The sequence below is a fragment of the Verrucomicrobiota bacterium genome (genome assembly GCA_019247695.1).
In the GTDB taxonomy this organism is placed as follows: Bacteria; Verrucomicrobiota; Verrucomicrobiia; order Chthoniobacterales; family JAFAMB01; genus JAFBAP01.
Map to the genome: position 1 here is coordinate 78,812 of JAFBAP010000109.1, position 17,688 is coordinate 96,499.

Below are 17,688 nucleotides of genomic sequence, written 5' to 3' on the forward strand. Positions count from 1 at the left end.
CAGTGCCTGCCGAAGGGCGTAAAGTTGATCATCTCCGCATGCATGACCCGTTTGGCCATCACATCACTTACCTGCGCATTTCGGTTACGGATCGTTGTAACGAGCGTTGTCTTTATTGCATGCCGCAGGATCACCAGGAATGGCTGCCCCACGCGGAGATCCTGACTTTCGAAGAAATTTTTCGTCTCACGCAGGTCTTTGCGGGCCTGGGCGTAACCAAGATCCGGGTCACGGGCGGCGAACCGCTTACCCGGCGCAACGTCCTGGAGTTGTTCCGGTTGTTGAGCAGGATTGAGGTGATCCGCGACATCGGTGTCTCAACCAATGGTTCGCTGCTGGCGCGGGAGGTTGGATCCGGAGCCGTTACGGTCGCGCAGGAGCTGAAGGGGTTGCGGGTGAATTCGGCCAATATTTCGCTCGATTCGCTCAATCCCGTTACGTTCCGCCAGATCACCGGGCGCGATTACCTGGCCACTACGCTCGCCGGCATCGCGGCGGCGAAGCGGGCCGGGATCGAGAAAATCAAGCTGAACGCCGTGCTGCTGCGCGGGCGAAACGGCGATCAGCTCGGAGACCTGATAGAATTCGCGCGCCAGGAAGACCTGCTGATCCGGTTTATCGAATTGATGCCGGTGAGCGACGCCGACGTCCTCGGGGACGATAACTTTTTGCCGATCGCCGAAGCGCGCCGCCGGATCGAAAGCCGGTTCGGCCCACTGATTCCCGACCCGGCATTTCGGACGAACGGGCCGGCCGTTTACTGGAAAATTTCCGGCACGGGACAACGCATCGGTTTTATCGGCGCGATGACGGATCTGCACTTCTGCGAGACGTGCAACAAGATGCGCCTGACCTGCGACGGCAAAATCCGCCCTTGCCTGGGAAGCCACCTGGAATTCGATATCAAGCAGCCGCTCCGTGCCGGCGCCTCGGATGCGGAGTTGCGCCGGTTCATCCTGGACGTGGTCGCGCGCAAGCCGGAGCAGCACGCATTCCGCCTTAACTATCAACCGGGCCGAAAAATGGTGGCCATCGGCGGATGAACAATCCCTCGCTGACCCACCTGCAGGCGGACGGCACGGCCGCGATGGTGGACGTTTCGCATAAACCGATTCAGAAGCGGGTGGCGGTCGCGGAGGGGCTGATCCGGCTCCAACCTGCCACGCTCGAGAAGATCAACCGGAGCACGATCGCCAAAGGCAACGTGCTGGTCGTAGCCAGGGTGGCGGCGATTGCCGCGGTTAAACGGACGGACGAACTGATCCCGCTCTGCCATTCGTTGCCGGTGCAACACGTCCGGGTCGATTTCGAAGAGAAGCCGGACGGGCTGCGGATCGAATGCGAGGTCACCACCACGGCGCAAACCGGGGTTGAGATGGAGGCTTTGACCGGCGTCAGCGTGGCGGCGCTCACCATTTACGATATGTGTAAAGCCGTGGATCAAGCGATGACCATCGACGGGGTACGGCTGGTTTCAAAAACGAAGTCTCCGGCATGAACATTTTGCGAGTGGGGATTATCACCGTCTCCGATCGTGCGGCGCAGGGCATCTACGAGGACCTGGGAGGACCGGCGCTGGCTGCCGCCGTTCACGCCCGAGGGTGGGAAGTCGTTGCCGAGGCGGTGGTGCCCGACGAAGAGGACCGCATTCAGACCTGTATACGGTCGTTCGTTCGGCAGGGGTGCGGTCTTATCCTGACGACCGGCGGCACAGGGATCGCGCTCCGGGATGTTACTCCGGAGGCCGTCCGCGCCATTGCCCGCGTGGAACTCCCCGGATTCGGCGAGGTGATGCGGGCCGAATCGATGAAGCTGACCCCGAACGCGATCCTTTCCCGGAGCCTGGCCGCCATCGTGGGCAGCGCGGTGGTGATCGCGCTGCCCGGCAAACCGCAAGGAGCGGTGGATTGCCTGGGGTTCGTGGCCGGAGCGATTCCCCACGCGGTTAAAATTGCGGCCAACATACCGGACAGTTGCTAGTGACGGGTAACGGGTAACGCGTAACGGGTAAGACCAATTCCAGATCAAAGAGATAGTTTACCCGGACTTGGCTCGGGAGGTGCTGGGTGACAAAAACCCATCAAGTTCCTGGGCCGCAGATGGTTCGACGTGATCCGTGCCCGAATCTATTCTCTTAAGCACAAAACACGCCCACAGCCCGTAAACTATCTCTTTGATCTGGAATTGGTATAACGGGTTGCGCCTCCCTGGGCGGTTTTCGGCCGTAAACACCCCTGGCCTGCAAGGTTCCCTTGAGCACCCGCTACCCGTCACCCGTCACCCGTCACCCGTCACCCGTCACCCGTCACCCGTTACCCGCTACCCGCTACCCGTTACCCGTCACCCGCTACCCGTTACCCGCTACCCGCTACCCGTTACTCGTTACCCGTCACCCGTCACGTCCAAGCTCCGAGGCAGGGCACCACCAGGAACAGGTCGGCAGCCACGCCCATCCAAAATCTGGAGGGAAACGAAGACGCGACCAGCCAACCGAGGGCGCCCGCTCCGCACCCGGCGGCGGCGGCGGTCCCGCTCGTCAGCACTTGCTGGCGCTGCAGGACGAGTCCGAGGCCCGCGTAGAGGCAGAGCAGCGCGCAGATCAAAAGGCAGGTACGTTCGCCGCCGAGCCAGACGGCCACGGTGCGCGTGCCGCACCGCCGGTCACCGGGCAGGTCCCGGACGTCAAAGACCAGGGCGTTGATCTGCAAGGCGAGGAAACCCCAGGTAAATACAAGGCACTCTCTGAGACCAAAACTCCGGCCGGCCTCCCAACACGGCCAGGCAATCAGCATGACGGAAATGGCCAGCGCCGCCAGCGACGACTTGATTCCCGGCAAATCCTTGAGGCGACGCCGCCAGAAGAAGGGAAAAGGCCGGGAGTAAAATTGCAAAGCTCCCGCCGCGACGCCGATCACGGGCAGGAGTTCGGCCTGCCGGGTAAAAAGGGGCCAGAAGAGCAAGACGATCGCCGCACCGGCGCTTACGGCCAACCGCCAGGGGCGCAAACGTTCGGCCCAGGCGCTGCGGACCGGCGTATTGGTCTCGTCGGCAGGGTCACGGTACAAACGGTCGCTGTTGTAGACGAACAGGTAAGCCGCCCACCAGAGCGGCAACGAGGTGCGCCACGGCACGCCGAGAGCCCGGCAGGTGATCCAGCCGAGACCGGCGACGGCGCTTGCGCCTAGAAATTCGAGAAGGTACAACGCTAGGAGGAAACTATGGGAGATACGGGGTACCCCGGACTTAACCGCCACGTTCATCGGTGATCAGAACCTTAATCTTAAAGTCAGATTGTTTCCTTGACGATACGTGACCCTGTACCTAGATACAGGCTGGCTTTCGAAGAGCGGGCACAGGCAAGGGGGCAGATGAACTCGACGCGGGTAAAGCGTCGACCGCTTGGTTTGTTGATCGGAGTTTTAAGTAAGGAAAGCGGATTTTGAATGTTTAACGGCGTCCTCGGCTTACTTTCAAACGACATCGGAATTGATCTAGGGACCGCCAACACCCTGGTTTATGTCAAGGACCAGGGTATTGTTCTGCGGGAACCGTCGGTGGTGGCGGTTCGGGCCGGAACCAGCCAGGTGCTGGCGGTGGGGGACGAGGCAAAGCGCATGTTGGGACGAACCCCCGGCAACATCGTGGCGGTGCGTCCCCTCAAGGACGGCGTCATTGCCGACTTTGAGATGACCGAATCGATGCTTCGCCATTTCATCGCCAAGGTTCATAACCGAAAGTGGGTTCGGCCCCGGGTGGTCATCGCGGTCCCTTCGGGCATCACCGAAGTGGAGAAACGCGCGGTCAAGGAATCGGCCGCCCATGCCGGGGCGCGCGAGGTTTACCTCATTGAGGAACCGATGGCGGCGGCCATCGGGGTTGGCCTGCCGGTACAGGACGCGGCCGGCAACATGATTATCGACATCGGCGGCGGCACGACGGAAGTCGCCCTGATCTCGCTGTCCGGCATCGTGTTCAGCCGCAGCGTGCGCGTGGCGGGGGATGAACTCGACGAAGCGATCGCGAGCTACATGAAGCGGGCCTATAACCTCATGATCGGCGAACGCACCGCGGAGGAAATCAAGATCAAGATCGGCAGTGCGTACCCGCTGGAAAAGGAAACCGGCCTGGAGGTGAAAGGGCGAGACCTGGTCGCGGGTTTGCCTAAAACGCTGACGATCACTTCCCAGGAGGTTCGCGAGGCGCTGCTTGAGCCGATCTCAACGATCGTTGAATCGGTGCGCGTCACCCTGGAGCGGTGTCCCCCGGAACTCTCGGCTGACCTGGTCGACCGCGGCCTGGTGCTGGCCGGGGGCGGCGCATTGCTGCGCGGGCTGGACCGTTTGCTTCAGGAAGAAACGGGGTTGCCGGTCCATGTGGCGGAAGATCCGTTAAGCGCCGTCGCTGAAGGCACAGGCCGCGCGTTGAGCGAAATCAAGTTTTTACGTCAGGTTGCTTCTTCTGACCGGCCGCTACGCTGATGCAAGCAGCTCTCATGAAGAGCTCGTCCATTCTGGCCCTGGTATCGTTTGCGGTGCTCGTGGGATTGCTGGTGGTTTTGCCGGCCGGCGTTAAACAGCAGATGCAAGGATCCCTGCTGCAGATGGTGCTGCCGGTCCTCCAGACCGGCGCGTCGATGCAGGCAAAGATCGGCGACGTGCAGGGCGGGCTCAAGCGCCTGGATGAGCTCGAACGCGAGAATCAGCGGCTGCGCCTTGAGAACGAGCAACTCCGCACCGCGAATTCGATGCTGCGCGGTTTGGAGGACCGGGTCAACCGGCTGGCCAAAGCCCTTGATTTTCGTGAACAATCGCAGTTTCGCCTGATCCCGGCGCACATCATCTCCCGGGACAACGTGAGTTGGTGGAACAGTTGCGTGATTGACCGTGGCCGTGCGAACGGCATTGCGACCGACATGGCAGTCCTGACGGAGAGTGGTCTGGCGGGCAAAGTCACCACCGTCAGCCGGAACACCGCCGTGGTGCTCCTGGTGTCGGACGAGAGCCTGCGGGTATCGGTCAGCATTGAAGGCACGCAGGAACAGGGGATCGTGTCCGGCACGCGCGCCTCGTCCAATTACCTGCCTCAATTGCTTATCCGTTTCCTGAACAAGACGGCCGGCATCAAACCCGGGATGAAGGTATTCACGACCGGAACAGGGGGCGTGTTTCCGTCCGGGGTGCTGGTCGGAAGCGTCAAGGACTTCACGTCGCGCGAGTTGGAAGGGGTCGCGACCGTCCGGCCGTCGGTCGATCTGGCCAACATGCACGACGTCTTCGTCGTGAGCGGCGTGAAATGATCCGCTTCTTTTGTGTTCTGCTTCTGCTGATCCTAGGGGCGTTTCTGTTCCAGTTTTATCTGCCGCCGGTGTTGCTGTTGCACGGGGCATCGATTTTGATCGTGCCGTCGCTTTACCTTTACGGGGCGGTCGCCCTGCCGTTTCCGCTCATGCTGGCGCTGACGCTCTACACCGGCCTGATGCACGATCTTCTGATCGTGCCGCAGGCGGGGCCGCATATCGAGTTTCCGGCCGGCCTCTCGGCCGTCGTGTACCTCCTGCCCGGACTGGTGATGCACGGGGTGCGCCCGCTGTTCCTGCGGTACCGGTGGACCTGGCATCTCTTCCTGGCCGAACTCAGTGCAGCCCTCACGCCGATCCTGCCGGCAGCCCATTACATCATTTTAAGTTTTGCGCGTGGTGAATTTTTCTACAGTGATGCAATAATATGGCGGATTCTGGGCCCTGGCATTATGTCTTTGGTAATCGCTCCGTGTTTATTTTTCATCCTTACTCCGCTCGCGCAGCTTCTTCACTTCCGCCCGGGTCTTAGAAGTGTGAGCTAAATTTTTATGGCTCGATCGAAGAAGACGACGACACTGGATCTGCGACTTTTGCTTCTGGCGGGCCTGGTCCTGGTCGCGATCACGGGCCTGACCATCCGGCTCTGGTTCCTGCAGGTGCCGCTGCAGAAATTTTATCAAAGCCGCATCCAGGGCAACTCGGAGGTCACGGTTCGGATCCCATCGATCCGGGGTGAAATCCGGGATCGCAACGGGGTGCCCATGGTTACGAACCGGCCCAGCTATGAAGTCGACTTTTACCTGCCGGACCTCGTCAGCGGGTATAAAAGGCAGTACGGCCAGCCGCCGATGATCGATTTCCGGGCCAAAGACGCGAGCGGCATGCTCCATGACCGGAAAGAGCCCGACATCGTGCAAATCGTCGACCGCACGATCATCCCTCGCCTCGAAGAATTGAAAGTGGCCGAGCCATACAACTCGCAACGGCTGCGCACCCATTACCGGAATAATACGCTGGTCCCGTTTACGTACCGCGAGGACCTCGATTTCGCGACCTTCTCCAAATTTGCTGAAAAGGACCTCGGGTTGCCCGGCGTTCAGGTGAACGTGCGCCCGGTGCGCAAATACGTGTTCAACGCTCTGGCCGGCCAACTGCTCGGATACGTCGGAGCGCCGCGGGACATCAACAAACTGCCCGACATCCGGGAATTCAACTTTTACGACCCGGACGTTCAGGGCCGAACGAACATCGAGTACTTCATGGATGATGAGTTGCGGGGCAAACCCGGGAAACGCATCCTCAAGAAGAACGCGAAAAACCAACTCGAAGGCGAAAAGGAGGTCATTCAGCCGACGCCGGGGGCCAACGTGTACCTCACGATTGACACCCGGATTCAGTACATCGTCGAGCGCGCGCTGCGGGTGGTGGGCCGGGCCGCCTGCGTCGTGGTTGACCCCAACAACGGGCAGATTCTGGCCATGGCGTCGGTTCCTTCGTACAATCCGAATAAGTTCATTCCATCGATCTCAGCCCGGGACTGGGCGGCCATCAAAGACGCGGACGCCGACCCGTTGACCAACCGGGCGATCAGCGCATTTGCTCCCGGGTCGACCTACAAAATCGCCACGGCGCTTGCAGGCCTGACCAGGGGACTGGCGAAGGCGCAATTCACCTGCACGGGGGGCGTTACCTACGGTAACACCTACATGAAATGCTGGATCGCCGAGAAAGGCGGCTCGCATGGCACCCAGACTTTAACCGAGGCAATCAAGAACTCGTGTAACGCTTATTTTTACCAGTACGGCAACGCGGCCGGCATTGATGCGATCGACAAAGTGGGTCACACCCTTGGTCTGGGCCAGTCGTCCGGCATCGAGCTGAGCGGCGAAGACCCGGGCATTTTGCCCTCACCCGAATGGCTCAAGGTCAACAAAAACGAGAAATGGTCGCAGGGCCAGACGGCGAACACCTCGATCGGCCAGGGTTACGTCCTCGCCAGCCCCCTGCAGATGGCGATGGTGGCCGCAACCGTGGCAAACGGAGGCACGGTGTACCGGCCAAGTTTGATTTATCAGGTGCAGGAAGCGGACGGAAGCATGCTCCGGCGGCCGGCCAAGATCCGGGGTGAACTGATGCACGATAACGGCCTGACCAACGACCAGATCGAGATGGTGCGCAAGGGCATGTGGCGCGTGGTCAATGACCAGGGCGGCACCGGCGCAAAGGCCCGGGTACCCGGCGTCATGGTGGCTGGAAAGACCGGCACGGCCCAGTTCTGGCGTGACGGCGAGAAGGACAACCATACCTGGTTCATTGCGTTTGCGCCGTACGAAAAGCCGAAGATTGCCCTTGCCGTTCTCGTGCAAGGGGCGAAAGCCGGGGGCCAGGTGCCGGCCCCGATCGCAGCGAAGATGATCGAGGAGATCCTCGCGCTTGATAAAGGTTACAATCCCGGGGTCGGGCCACTCGAGCCTGCGGTGGGCAACTTTAAATTTGTGGAAACGATCAGCTTCAAAGACAGCAACCTGCCGGCCCAGTTTACCCCCGGCAACGATGAAGATGACGAGACGGCGGATGAGATGCCGGATCCGGAGCCCGATCAACAGGATCAGTCGGATCACTCAGGGGGCGAGACGTACCACCGGGCCACCAAACGGCGCGCGGCGGTTGCGGCCGAACCCGACATCCGTCCCGAAGCCGATTCGCACACCAGTAGCAGTAACAGTAATCCTCAGCGGCCACCGGCAGCTCAGCCGGCCAGACCGGCAGTCGAGCCGGCAAAACGGCATAGCTTTTTTGATTTCTTCAAGCGGAAACCAAAAGAGGAATCGCCAAGTCAGCAACCGCCGCCCGAGGAAAAGAAGAAAAAGCGTTTTTTCCTCTTCTGACAGAGAAGCGCGCGCAACTCTTTTGCACTCCCAAACATGTTGGAAAAAGTTAAGCAGTTCCTTGGACTAACCCAGAAGAAGGTCGGCAACCAGCTCATCATCAGTTGCGAAAAGCTTGAACGGCGGGTGGCTCTGCTCGAAAACGGAATCCTCGAGGAGTACAACATCGAACGCGATACCGACCGCAACATTGTCGGCAGCATTTTCAAAGGAAAGGTCAAGAACATCGAGCAAGGTCTCAAAGCGATGTTCGTCGACATCGGTTTTGAGAAAAACGCCTTTTTGCACTTCTGGGATGCGCTGCCCGGCCTGGACAGCGGGGTGGAGGAAGTGGATCGGGCCAGCCACGAGCGCCGGTCCAAGAAGAAGATCACGGCCAAGGAGGTACCGGAAATTTACCCGGTCGGTTCTGAGGTGATGGTGCAGGTAACCAAGGGGCCGATCAGCAACAAAGGTCCGCGCATCACGACCAACATCAGCCTGGCGGGCCGCTACCTCGTGTTGATGCCGCATAACGATCAAAGCGGTATTTCGCGCAAAATCGAAGACCCGAAAGAGCGCGAACGGCTTCGCACCATTTTGCAGAGGCTCGATATCCCGGACGGCATGGGGGTGATTATCCGGACGATCGGTGAAGGTCAAAGGGCACGCTATTTTGTTCGCGACCTGGGTCTTCTGCTCGAACAATGGCGCCAGATTGAAGAGGCGTTCAAAACGAAGCCTGCAGCTGCGGTTTTGTTCCAGGAGCCTGACCTCATTGATCGTACCGTTCGTGACTTTCTGACGGAGGAAATCGACGCGGTCTTCTGCGACGACCAGGTCGCCGTCGACCGGATGCAATCGCTCGTCGGCCAGGTCTCAAAGCGTTCGAAGAAGCGCATCCTGCTGTACAACGAACCGGTGTCGATCTTTGATAAATTCGGGGTTCAAAAGCAGATCGACGACGCCTTCCATCGTCAGGTATGGCTGCGTTGCGGCGGTTATATCGTGATCGATGAAACCGAGGCGTTGATCGCGATCGACGTCAACACGGGTCGCAACAAAGGAGCGAAAGACGTCGACAAAACCATTCTGCAGACCAACCTGGAGGCCGCAGACGAAATCGCGCGCCAGCTGCGCCTGCGCAATATCGGCGGATTGATCATCGGCGACTTCATCGACATGAAAAACCGGAAGGACCAGCAAATGGTCTATAACCGGATGAAGGAACGTCTCAAACGAGATAAGGCCAAGACGCACGTGCTTCCGATCTCAGCGCTGGGGCTGATGGAGATGACGCGGCAACGGGCGCAGGAAAGCCTGACGGGTTCGATGTTTATCCCCTGCCCGTATTGTCACGGGCGGGCGGTGGTGAAGAGTCCGATGACCATGAGCGTGGAGATCCAGCGCGCGCTGCACACCGTGATGCGGCGCAACCCGGAAACTCACGACCTCAAAGTAATCGTGAATCCCGAAGTGCTGAACCGCCTGAAAACCGAGGACGAAGATTTACTGGTCGAAATCGAACGGCGCTACGCGGGCCGTCTCACCTTCCGAACCGATCCGACCTACCATCACGAGAAGTTCTTGATTTTTGATGGTCTCACTAACCAAGAATTAAAACCATGATCATACCAGGACGGAGACGGCATGGCACGCGCGACGCGCATTTTGCAGCAATCGGCGCACTGGCCCTTTGCACCATAATCGCGGCCCATGCGGGCGACAAAACCGTGCTGAATTCGCCGCCCCCGGAAACTGGGCCTGCTGCTACCTCTTCGGTGCCGGCCTGGTCTTTTGACGTCGATACAGACTACGTGCTCGGCAGCCATTTCCGGCACCTGGAAGGGCTCGGAGCACAGGCGGACAGTTTCTACGAGGTCGAAGCACTCCGCAGATTTCACATCGTTGACAACGTGTATTTCCGGGTCGGCGTTGACGTATCCCGATTCGATTTTTCCCGGTCCAATGCCGTTTTCCCCTACTCGCTTAATGCCCTGGCCGGCGAACTGGCCCTCGAATATTGGCACGGCGACGACATCGGCGCTTTGCTGAAGGTGTCCCCCGGCGTTTATTTTGCGCGCGATCACATCACCGAAAATTCGTTCGATTTTCCGATCGAAGCCGGTACCGGGATTAAAATCACCAGGACTTTCTCGCTCGCAATCGGTGTGACGACGGGCCTGCTCAGGGCCTGGCCGGTGTTGCCCGTAGGCGGCTTCGTCTGGGACGTCAATGATCAACTGAAAATCAATGCGGTTCTTCCTGAACCGCGGGTCAGCTACCAGTTTTTCCGCGGGTTCCAGGCGTTTGCCGGCGGCGAACTGGCCGGAGGCGGTTTCCGGAATGGGCCTACGAACGACCGGCGCACGAATAATGCCGCCTTCCAGTACACCGAACTGCGCGGCGGCGGCGGCATCATCTACACGCCGCACAAAGGCATCGACTTTGAAGCGTCCGCCGGCTGGGTCTTCCAGCGGGAAATTGACTTCTTCCATTCGGGCCCTGATTTCAAGACCCGCGCCGGGGCTCCGTACTTCAAACTCGACCTCAGCGTGGACCTGTTTTAGTTCGGCGCTCGGAGTTTGGGGTTCGGAGTTCGGAGGCGTCGTATCACCGGGTCCGATCTCCCCCGAGGTGCACGTTCACCCGGCGGGAAGGCAGAATCATCCGCAGAACACGCAGAAAAAGAATCCCAGCTGCTGGACTTGACACCGACAGGCGGCGCCCAGGATGCCGCTCCGAACTCCGAACTCCGAACTCCGAACTCCGAACTCCGAACTCCGAACTCCGAACTCCGAACTCCGAACGCTTTCCCCTTCTTTCCACCGTGGTCGCCGTGGCCCGCCGTGATCGCCGTGTGAACTCTTACGTGGTGCCCGCCAAACCCGCTGTGCCCGCCGTGTGACCGAACTCCGAACTCCGAACTCCGAACTCCGAACTCGTTCCTCTGCCCGCCGTGTGACCGAACTCCGTTACTGCATCTGGAACGTGACCGGCAGGGTGAAGGTACCGTTGACGTTGGGGGCAAACTTCCAGTTTGCCCTCGTCCACCGGACCACCGTGCTGCTCAGCATCGGGGGTCCGGAGATGGCCTTGACGTCCAAGATGTTGCCGTTGGAAACGGTGAATTGCACGCGGACGTCACCGCGGATTCCCATCTGCAGAGCCTGGGGCGGGTAAGGCGGTTTGGGGCTGCGCAGCAGGACGGCACCGGTGCCGGGATGGCCGGCATGGCCCGTGCCGTTGGGCGCACCGGCGGGATTCCCCCGAGGACCGGGCTCAGCGCCTACGCCTGGGGTGGCAGCCGCGTTCGGGTTATGCGTTTGCCTCGGCTTCTCTGCAGCGACTGGCGGCCGGGGCGGTTTAGGCGCAGGCGGGGGTGGAAGCGGCGGTTGAGGCTGATGAGGTTTCGGCGTCGCCAAAGGCCGGGGAAGGGGCGTTGCGGTGGGGACAACCGTGGGGGCCGGCGTGGGTGAAGGCAACGGCAGAGGGGGTGGCGTTGGCTCCGGCAGCTCGAATTCAGGCTTGTCCACGGGCGGTGGGGTCGGTTGCTCCTCCGGCGGGGGCGGAGGCGGCGTCGGCTCCGGCTCCGGTGGGGCTGCCTCTGCGGAAGCATCCGGGTTACCCAGTTTCTCGACGTCATTAACGTCAAGGTCGGTCAGTTCAATCACCGTCTCCGGCTTCGCGGAGCGCTCGGGAAATTTTATCCAATAGCCGCTCACGACCGCAGCCCCATTGAGGGCGGCGGAAAGGAGGAAAAACCAGACGATGGAATTCCGGTCGCGCTGCGGTCGCGGGCTGTCCGGCATACTACTGATGATCCTTACGCCTGCTCAATCAATCAATGATGATCGGAAGCAGCGGGTCCGGCCGGCGCAACGGTTGGTGCATTCGCCCCTGCTCCCGCGGCCGGTTTGATCTCCAGGCCAACCTTCTGAATGCCGGCCGTCCGGGCCTTATCCAGCACAAACACGACCTTTTCGTAGGGAACATCCTTATCGCACCGGATATAGACGCGGGCGCCGTGATCCTGGTTGTAAAGGTCCCGAAAGCGAGCCAGGACGTCGCTGTCCGGGACATGCACCTTATCAAAGTAAATGTCCTGAAGGACGTCGATGCTGACCAGGGTGAAGTCTGGTTTGTTGTTCTGCTGAGCGTTGGTCGCCGTCGGCAGGTTCACCTCGATCCCCTTCATGTTGATCATTGTCAGGCTCACCAGCATAAACGAGGCGAGCAGGAAAAACATGATATCGATCAACGGAATGATCTCGAGCCGCGCCTTCTTAATTGGAACCGGCGTATTGCTCGGGCTGCGGCCGTGCATTTTCTGCCTCCGGGTTGGCCTTCAGGTGCAGGCTGTGAAACATCAGGACGACGTTGTGCGAGGTCGACTCCAGCTCGAACTGCAGCCTGGCCAGTTTGGCGTTGAAGAAATTGAAAAATACGAGGGTCAGGATGGCGATACCGAGACCGCAGGCGGTGGCGATAAGTGCCTCGCCGATGCCTCCGGAAACCGCCGCCGGGCTTAAGCCGCCCTCGTTCACGGCATTGAACGCCGCCATGATGCCGGTCACCGTGCCAAGCAAACCGAGCAACGGCGCCAAGGTGATGATGGTGTCCAGCACGGACATGAAACGGCCCGCGCGCTGGAGTTCCGTCCCGGAGGCGATTTGCAGGGCGCCTTCGAGAGAGGCGTGCGCGTGGTTAAGGCCATGCCAAACGGTTCGGATCAACGGGTCTTTGGAGCCGCGCGCCAGGCTGGAGGCGACCTGCACATTCCCTTGTTCAAGGGCGGCATAAACCTTGTCCAGGCGATCCGCATCACGCCGGCCCCGTTCGATGGCCCACCAGACGCTCCGCTCAAGGATCACCGCCACGGCGACCAGGAAGACCACCGCGATGGGATACATGACTGCCCCACCCTCGAAAAACTTCTCCAGAAAGTAATTGCCGCGGGCCCAGGCAGGTACGTTGTGGGTGACGGCGTCCGTTCCGGCAGCCAACATGGGAACGAGTCCCGGCAGATAAATCTCCATAAAAAAAATATCCTCCTGCTGTCCTACAGATCGGATGTCCGGTCGACAGTTTAAATCGCCCTTGTCTGAATTTTCTCAAGCAGACGATGCAGACGCCTTAAACCGGCCCGCATCGCATCGCCGCCCCGGGGCGGCGGTACCCGGCAACGAGTCCTTCTCTTCTCACCGGCCGAGGAGGTCAGGCCGGCAGCGGCAGATTGCAAGGTGCCGGCGGATAAGCGCTTACCCGAGATACCGGTCGATCTGGCGGTGCAGGTACGTGCGGAGTGCTTCATCCGGCAACCGGTCGGTCACTTCGTTGAGAAAGCCGCGAACGATCAGCGCTTTGGCCGCGCGCTCCGGAATACCGCGGCTTTTCAAGTAAAACAGTTCCTCCTCTTCAACCTGGCCGGAGGTGGCCCCATGGGTACAACGCACGTCGTCTGCCAGGATCTCGAGCCCCGGGAGTGAATTCGCTTCCGCTTCATCGCTGAGCAGAAGGTTGCGCACTTTCTGATACGCGTCGGTGCGGTGCGCGCCCGGCTCGACCTTGATCAGGCCGGAGAAGATCGTTCGTGCCTCGTCGAACAGCGCGTTTTTGTAGAGCAGATCGCTGGTCGTATTCGGCCGGAGGTGATCCTGGTAAGTCCGCTGGTCAAACTCCTGCGCGTTGCGAGCCACGCTGACGGCCAGCATGTCGCTGCGTCCCCCCGCCCCTTGAAGCCGGCTCACGCTTTCCAGCCGCGAATATTTCCCGCCAAGGTTCAGAGAAAGGTTGGTGGCAGCCGCGTCACGGCCGGCCATGGTCGAGTTGATCTGGACCGAGGTGAATTCCCGGCTCCATTCCTGGACGCTGATGTAAGTGAGCTGGGCCTGATCTTTGACGATCAGGTCATTGACGCCGCACGCAAACCCGGGCGTGAAAGGATCCAGGGAAATAAAGTGATCGACGACAGTCACCCGGCTGGCCGGGTCGGCGATGACCAGCGTGTGCGGAAAAACGGCGGCGTTGCGTCCCTGGATAAAGTGGAACACCTGAAATGGCCGGCGAATTTCGACGCCTTTCGGGACGTGAAGGAACGTTCCCGCCTTCACCATCGCCTTGTGGAGGGCGGCAAATTTCTGTGACCCTAACCGGGCCGGTTGCGACATGAAATGGGCCTGCAGGAGGTCCCCCTGGGTCACCAGCGCTTCCTCCAGCGTCGTGAAAACGACGCCCTGTTCACGCAACGCGTTATCAAAAAAGTCGATCGCCACCAAGCGATCGTTCAGGAAGATCAACTGGCCGGCCGCTCCCTCCAGGGCGCGGCTTTGAACCTCCGCGCTTACTTCAGCCGTCGATTCCGGCGCCAGCGCATACTGATCAAGGGCAAGCCCCTTAACGTTTGAAAATCGCCAGGTTTCATCTTTGCGCGCCGGAAAAGGAAGCGCTTCAAATTCGGCCCATGCAGAAATTTGAAGCTCCTGAAACCATGAAGGCGACCCGGGCGCAGCCGGCCCGGGTCCCGTCGAAAGAAGCAATGGTTCGATGGTGGTTGTCGACATAATAAAAGCTTCAGACTGGCGAAGCGCCGGTCCCGGCTGCGGTTTACCGGCCGGCACGGCAAGGGGCCGCCGTGCCCTTCAGCCCTGGGCCGGATCGGCCAGGTTCCTTAACCGACTGATCCCTCCATTTCCAGGTCGATCAGCCGTTTGAGTTCGACGCTGTATTCCATGGGGAACTGGCGCACGAGATCATTCACAAACCCGTTGACGGCAAGGCTCATCGCCTGGCCCTCGGTCAGGCCACGCTGCTGCATGTAAAAGATCTGCTCAGCGCTGATCTGACTCACGGACGCTTCGTGCTGAGTGGCGTTGCCGGTGCCGCGCACGGTGATTGCCGGGTAGGTATCGGTGCGGCTGTTGGGGTTGATCAAAAGCGCGTCGCACTCGGTGTTATTCTTGCAGCCTTTCAGGTGTTTCGGCACGTGGACTAATCCCCGGTAAGTCGCCCGTCCCTGGCCGACGCTGATGCTCTTGGAAACGATGTTGCTGGTGGTCTCATCGGCCGCGTGGACCATCTTAGCCCCCGTGTCCTGATGCTGGCCATCGCTCGCAAGGGCGATGCTGATCACCTCGCCACGCGCTTTGCGGCCTTTCAGGATCACCCCCGGGTACTTCATCGTCAGACGCGACCCGATGTTGCAGTCGATCCATTTGATCTCCGCTCCTTCCATGGCCAGCCCGCGCTTGGTCACCAGGTTGAAGACGTTCGGAGCCCAGTTCTGTACGGTCACGTACTGGATCTTGGCTCCCTTAAGGGCGACGAGTTCCACCACGGCCGAGTGCAAAGTCGCCGTAGTGAACTTCGGAGCGGTACAACCCTCCATGTACATCACCTCCGCACCTTCGTCGGCGATGATCAGGGTCCGCTCAAATTGCCCGAAGTTTTCCGCATTGATGCGGAAGTAGGCCTGCAGGGGATGCCTCACCTTCACCCCGGGCGGTACATAGATGAAGCTGCCTCCACTGAAGACGGCGCTGTTGAGCGCGCTGAACTTGTTATCGCCCGTCGGAATGACTTTGCCGAACCATTTGCGGAAGATCTCCGGGTGGTGCTTCAGCCCCTCGGTGCTCCCGACAAAGATGACGCCCTGGTCCGCCACCGCCTTTTTGATGTTCGAGTAAACCGCTTCACTGTCGAATTGGGCTTCAACCCCGGCCAGAAACTTGCGTTCGCTTTCCGGGATCCCAAGGCGTTCAAAGGTTTGTTTGATTTTGTCGGGAACCTCTTCCCAGGTCCGTTTCGGCGCTTCGCCGGACGCCAGGTAGTAGCGGATAATGCCGAAATCGATCTCGTTCAGCTCATCACCCGCCCAGTGCGTCGGCAGGGGTTTTTCCATGAAGACCCGGTAAGCGTTTTTACGGAACTCACGGATCCAATCAGGTTCACCTTTGGCATCGACGATGTAGTCGATGGTTTTTTCCGTCAGCCCAACTCCCGCGTCGCGGGTGGGTTTGACGTCAAAGTAAAAATTGCCGATCTCACGATCGAGGTCGAGTGATGGCGTTTCGGTACTCATATTGCGCTCCAATTCAAAAATAAGTTAAGCCTTGGCCTGGACCGGCTCGCCCGTCTTAAGCCAGTCGTAACCTTTGGCCTCGAGCTCCAGGGCAAGTTCCTTTCCGCCGCTGCGGACGATTTTCCCCTCGAACATAACGTGCACGAAATCAGGGACAATGTAGTTCAGCAGGCGCTGGTAGTGCGTGATCAGCAGGATGCCCAGCCCGGGTCCGCGAAGGGTGTTGACGCCTTTGGCGACGATTTTCAAAGCGTCGATGTCAAGGCCGCTGTCGGTCTCGTCCAGGATGGCAAAAGCCGGTTCCAGCATGGCCAGTTGCAGAATCTCGTTGCGCTTCTTTTCCCCTCCCGAGAACCCTTCATTGACCGCGCGGGCCGTGAATTGCCGGGGAATTTCGAGCAGGTCCATCTTGTCGTACAAACGCTGGTAGAACTCCGTGGCCTCCAGCTCCTCACCTTCGGGCAAACGCGCCTGCAGGGCGGCACGCAGAAAATTGGCGTTGCTCACGCCGGGGATTTCCATCGGGTATTGAAAGGCAAGAAAAAGGCCGCGGCGCGCCCGGTCGTCCGGTTCCAGGCCCAAGATGCTTTCTCCATCCAGCAAGATGTCCCCGCCCGTCACCTCGTAATCGGGATGCCCGGCGATGACTTTGGCCAGCGTGCTCTTACCGGAACCGTTCGGACCCATGATCGCGTGGACCTCGCCCTGGCTGAATTCCAGGCTAAGACCGCGAATGATTTCCTGGTTCTGGATTGAAGCGGAAAGATCTTGGATGACAATTGAACTCATACGTTAAGGTCAGAACAGTTCGAGCAGAGGCCTTTCAGGGCGACATCCGCATGAAAGACGATGAAACCGGGCGGCAAATTCTCCGGCCGGGCCGGTACAGCCTCGACATCGTAGATGGCGCCGCAACGTTCGCAAAAAAAGTGGCTGTGATCCTGCAGGTTCGCGCAGAACCGGGTTGGCGCCCGGTCAACGTTGACCTGTTTCAGCAGGCCGCTGCGGGCCAGGGCTTCCAGGCTGTTATAGACGGTCGCCAGGGATATCGAAGGCATTTTTTGTCTTGCGCGTTCGTACACGTCCGAGGCAGTTGGATGATCCCTTTGTTGCAAGAGGATCGCCAAAATCTTCTCTCGCTGGCGGGTCAACCGGATCCCACGGGCGGCAAGAAGCTTAGAAATCCCGGCATCGTCCTCCACGAGTCACGGTCGCACCAAACCGGGTGAGATCAAGAATGATTCTAAATCGCAATAAGATTTCCCGCTCTGGCCTTTGACCGGGTCCTCTTCCGCGCTGCACCGCACAGGTGCAGGCCGAACTCGTCGCCACGGCGCTGCCGCGCGATAAATCGCCACCCCGACCTGATGATTCGCGCGCCCGACCGTGGGCGGACGCCTGGCGCGTAACGTAATAGCGCGTACCGCGGAACCGGTGGCACG

At 60.0% G+C, this 17,688-nt stretch carries 17 protein-coding genes; 9 read left to right on the forward strand and 8 right to left on the reverse strand.

What is annotated here, in order from left to right; genetic code table 11:
- Nucleotides 1-38: 38 nt before the first annotated feature.
- The 3 genes from moaA to JO015_12460 are packed head-to-tail and all read left to right on the forward strand — an operon-like array spanning nucleotide 39 to nucleotide 1,980.
- Nucleotides 39-1,043, forward strand: a complete 1,005-nt coding sequence (gene moaA, locus JO015_12450; protein ID MBV9999907.1) for a GTP 3',8-cyclase MoaA — start codon at nucleotides 39-41, stop codon at nucleotides 1,041-1,043.
- Nucleotides 1,040-1,498, forward strand: a complete 459-nt coding sequence (gene moaC, locus JO015_12455; GenBank protein ID MBV9999908.1) for a cyclic pyranopterin monophosphate synthase MoaC — start codon at nucleotides 1,040-1,042, stop codon at nucleotides 1,496-1,498. The genes moaA and moaC overlap by 4 nt, the downstream gene beginning before the upstream one ends.
- On the forward strand, nucleotides 1,495-1,980 hold the full coding sequence (locus tag JO015_12460; protein ID MBV9999909.1) for a MogA/MoaB family molybdenum cofactor biosynthesis protein: 486 nt from the start codon (nucleotides 1,495-1,497) through the stop codon (nucleotides 1,978-1,980). Before moaC ends, JO015_12460 begins: the two co-directional genes overlap by 4 nt.
- A gap of 416 nt (nucleotides 1,981-2,396) precedes the next feature.
- On the opposite strand, the gene JO015_12465 is transcribed toward JO015_12460, so the two are convergent.
- Nucleotides 2,397-3,260 (reverse strand): hypothetical protein, encoded by an 864-nt coding sequence (locus JO015_12465; protein MBV9999910.1) that lies wholly within the window; start codon nucleotides 3,258-3,260, stop codon nucleotides 2,397-2,399.
- Nucleotides 3,261-3,443: 183 nt separating this feature from the next.
- Here JO015_12465 and JO015_12470 point away from each other — a divergent pair, with 183 nt between their 5' ends.
- From JO015_12470 to JO015_12495, 6 genes are read left to right on the forward strand one after another with little or no spacing between them, the layout of a single operon-like run.
- Complete coding sequence (locus tag JO015_12470) at nucleotides 3,444-4,478, forward strand: rod shape-determining protein (protein ID MBV9999911.1); 1,035 nt, start codon at nucleotides 3,444-3,446, stop codon at nucleotides 4,476-4,478.
- Nucleotides 4,479-4,492: 14 nt separating this feature from the next.
- A complete protein-coding gene (mreC, locus tag JO015_12475; protein MBV9999912.1) occupies nucleotides 4,493-5,296 on the forward strand; it encodes a rod shape-determining protein MreC in 804 nt (267 codons plus the stop codon).
- A complete protein-coding gene (locus JO015_12480; GenBank protein MBV9999913.1) occupies nucleotides 5,293-5,841 on the forward strand; it encodes a hypothetical protein in 549 nt (182 codons plus the stop codon). Before mreC ends, JO015_12480 begins: the two co-directional genes overlap by 4 nt.
- A gap of 6 nt (nucleotides 5,842-5,847) precedes the next feature.
- Nucleotides 5,848-8,187 (forward strand): penicillin-binding protein 2, encoded by a 2,340-nt coding sequence (mrdA, locus tag JO015_12485; protein MBV9999914.1) that lies wholly within the window; start codon nucleotides 5,848-5,850, stop codon nucleotides 8,185-8,187.
- Between the two features lie 36 nt (nucleotides 8,188-8,223).
- Nucleotides 8,224-9,795 carry an Rne/Rng family ribonuclease gene (locus JO015_12490; protein MBV9999915.1) on the forward strand — a complete coding sequence of 524 codons (1,572 nt, stop codon included), beginning with the start codon at nucleotides 8,224-8,226 and terminating at the stop codon, nucleotides 9,793-9,795.
- Complete coding sequence (locus JO015_12495; protein MBV9999916.1) at nucleotides 9,792-10,736, forward strand: hypothetical protein; 945 nt, start codon at nucleotides 9,792-9,794, stop codon at nucleotides 10,734-10,736. Before JO015_12490 ends, JO015_12495 begins: the two co-directional genes overlap by 4 nt.
- A gap of 405 nt (nucleotides 10,737-11,141) precedes the next feature.
- Here the strand turns inward: JO015_12495 and JO015_12500 are convergent, their stop codons facing one another.
- From JO015_12500 to JO015_12530, 7 genes are all read right to left on the reverse strand, one after another.
- On the reverse strand, nucleotides 11,142-11,978 hold the full coding sequence (locus tag JO015_12500) for a TonB family protein (protein ID MBV9999917.1): 837 nt from the start codon (nucleotides 11,976-11,978) through the stop codon (nucleotides 11,142-11,144).
- A 32-nt stretch (nucleotides 11,979-12,010) separates the two neighbouring features.
- Nucleotides 12,011-12,415: a biopolymer transporter ExbD gene (locus JO015_12505; protein ID MBV9999918.1), complete on the reverse strand. Its 405-nt coding sequence runs from the start codon at nucleotides 12,413-12,415 to the stop codon at nucleotides 12,011-12,013.
- Between the two features lie 37 nt (nucleotides 12,416-12,452).
- A complete protein-coding gene (locus tag JO015_12510; GenBank protein ID MBV9999919.1) occupies nucleotides 12,453-13,175 on the reverse strand; it encodes a MotA/TolQ/ExbB proton channel family protein in 723 nt (240 codons plus the stop codon).
- A 252-nt stretch (nucleotides 13,176-13,427) separates the two neighbouring features.
- Nucleotides 13,428-14,729, reverse strand: a complete 1,302-nt coding sequence (gene sufD / locus JO015_12515) for a Fe-S cluster assembly protein SufD (GenBank protein MBV9999920.1) — start codon at nucleotides 14,727-14,729, stop codon at nucleotides 13,428-13,430.
- Between the two features lie 107 nt (nucleotides 14,730-14,836).
- The gene (sufB, locus tag JO015_12520) at nucleotides 14,837-16,246 is read right to left on the reverse strand and encodes a Fe-S cluster assembly protein SufB (GenBank protein MBV9999921.1); all 1,410 of its coding nucleotides are present in this window, start codon (nucleotides 16,244-16,246) and stop codon (nucleotides 14,837-14,839) included.
- A 24-nt stretch (nucleotides 16,247-16,270) separates the two neighbouring features.
- Nucleotides 16,271-17,035 carry a Fe-S cluster assembly ATPase SufC gene (gene sufC, locus JO015_12525; protein ID MBV9999922.1) on the reverse strand — a complete coding sequence of 255 codons (765 nt, stop codon included), beginning with the start codon at nucleotides 17,033-17,035 and terminating at the stop codon, nucleotides 16,271-16,273.
- Nucleotides 17,032-17,448, reverse strand: a complete 417-nt coding sequence (locus JO015_12530) for a transcriptional repressor (protein ID MBV9999923.1) — start codon at nucleotides 17,446-17,448, stop codon at nucleotides 17,032-17,034. The genes sufC and JO015_12530 overlap by 4 nt, the downstream gene beginning before the upstream one ends.
- Nucleotides 17,449-17,688: the final 240 nt, after the last annotated feature.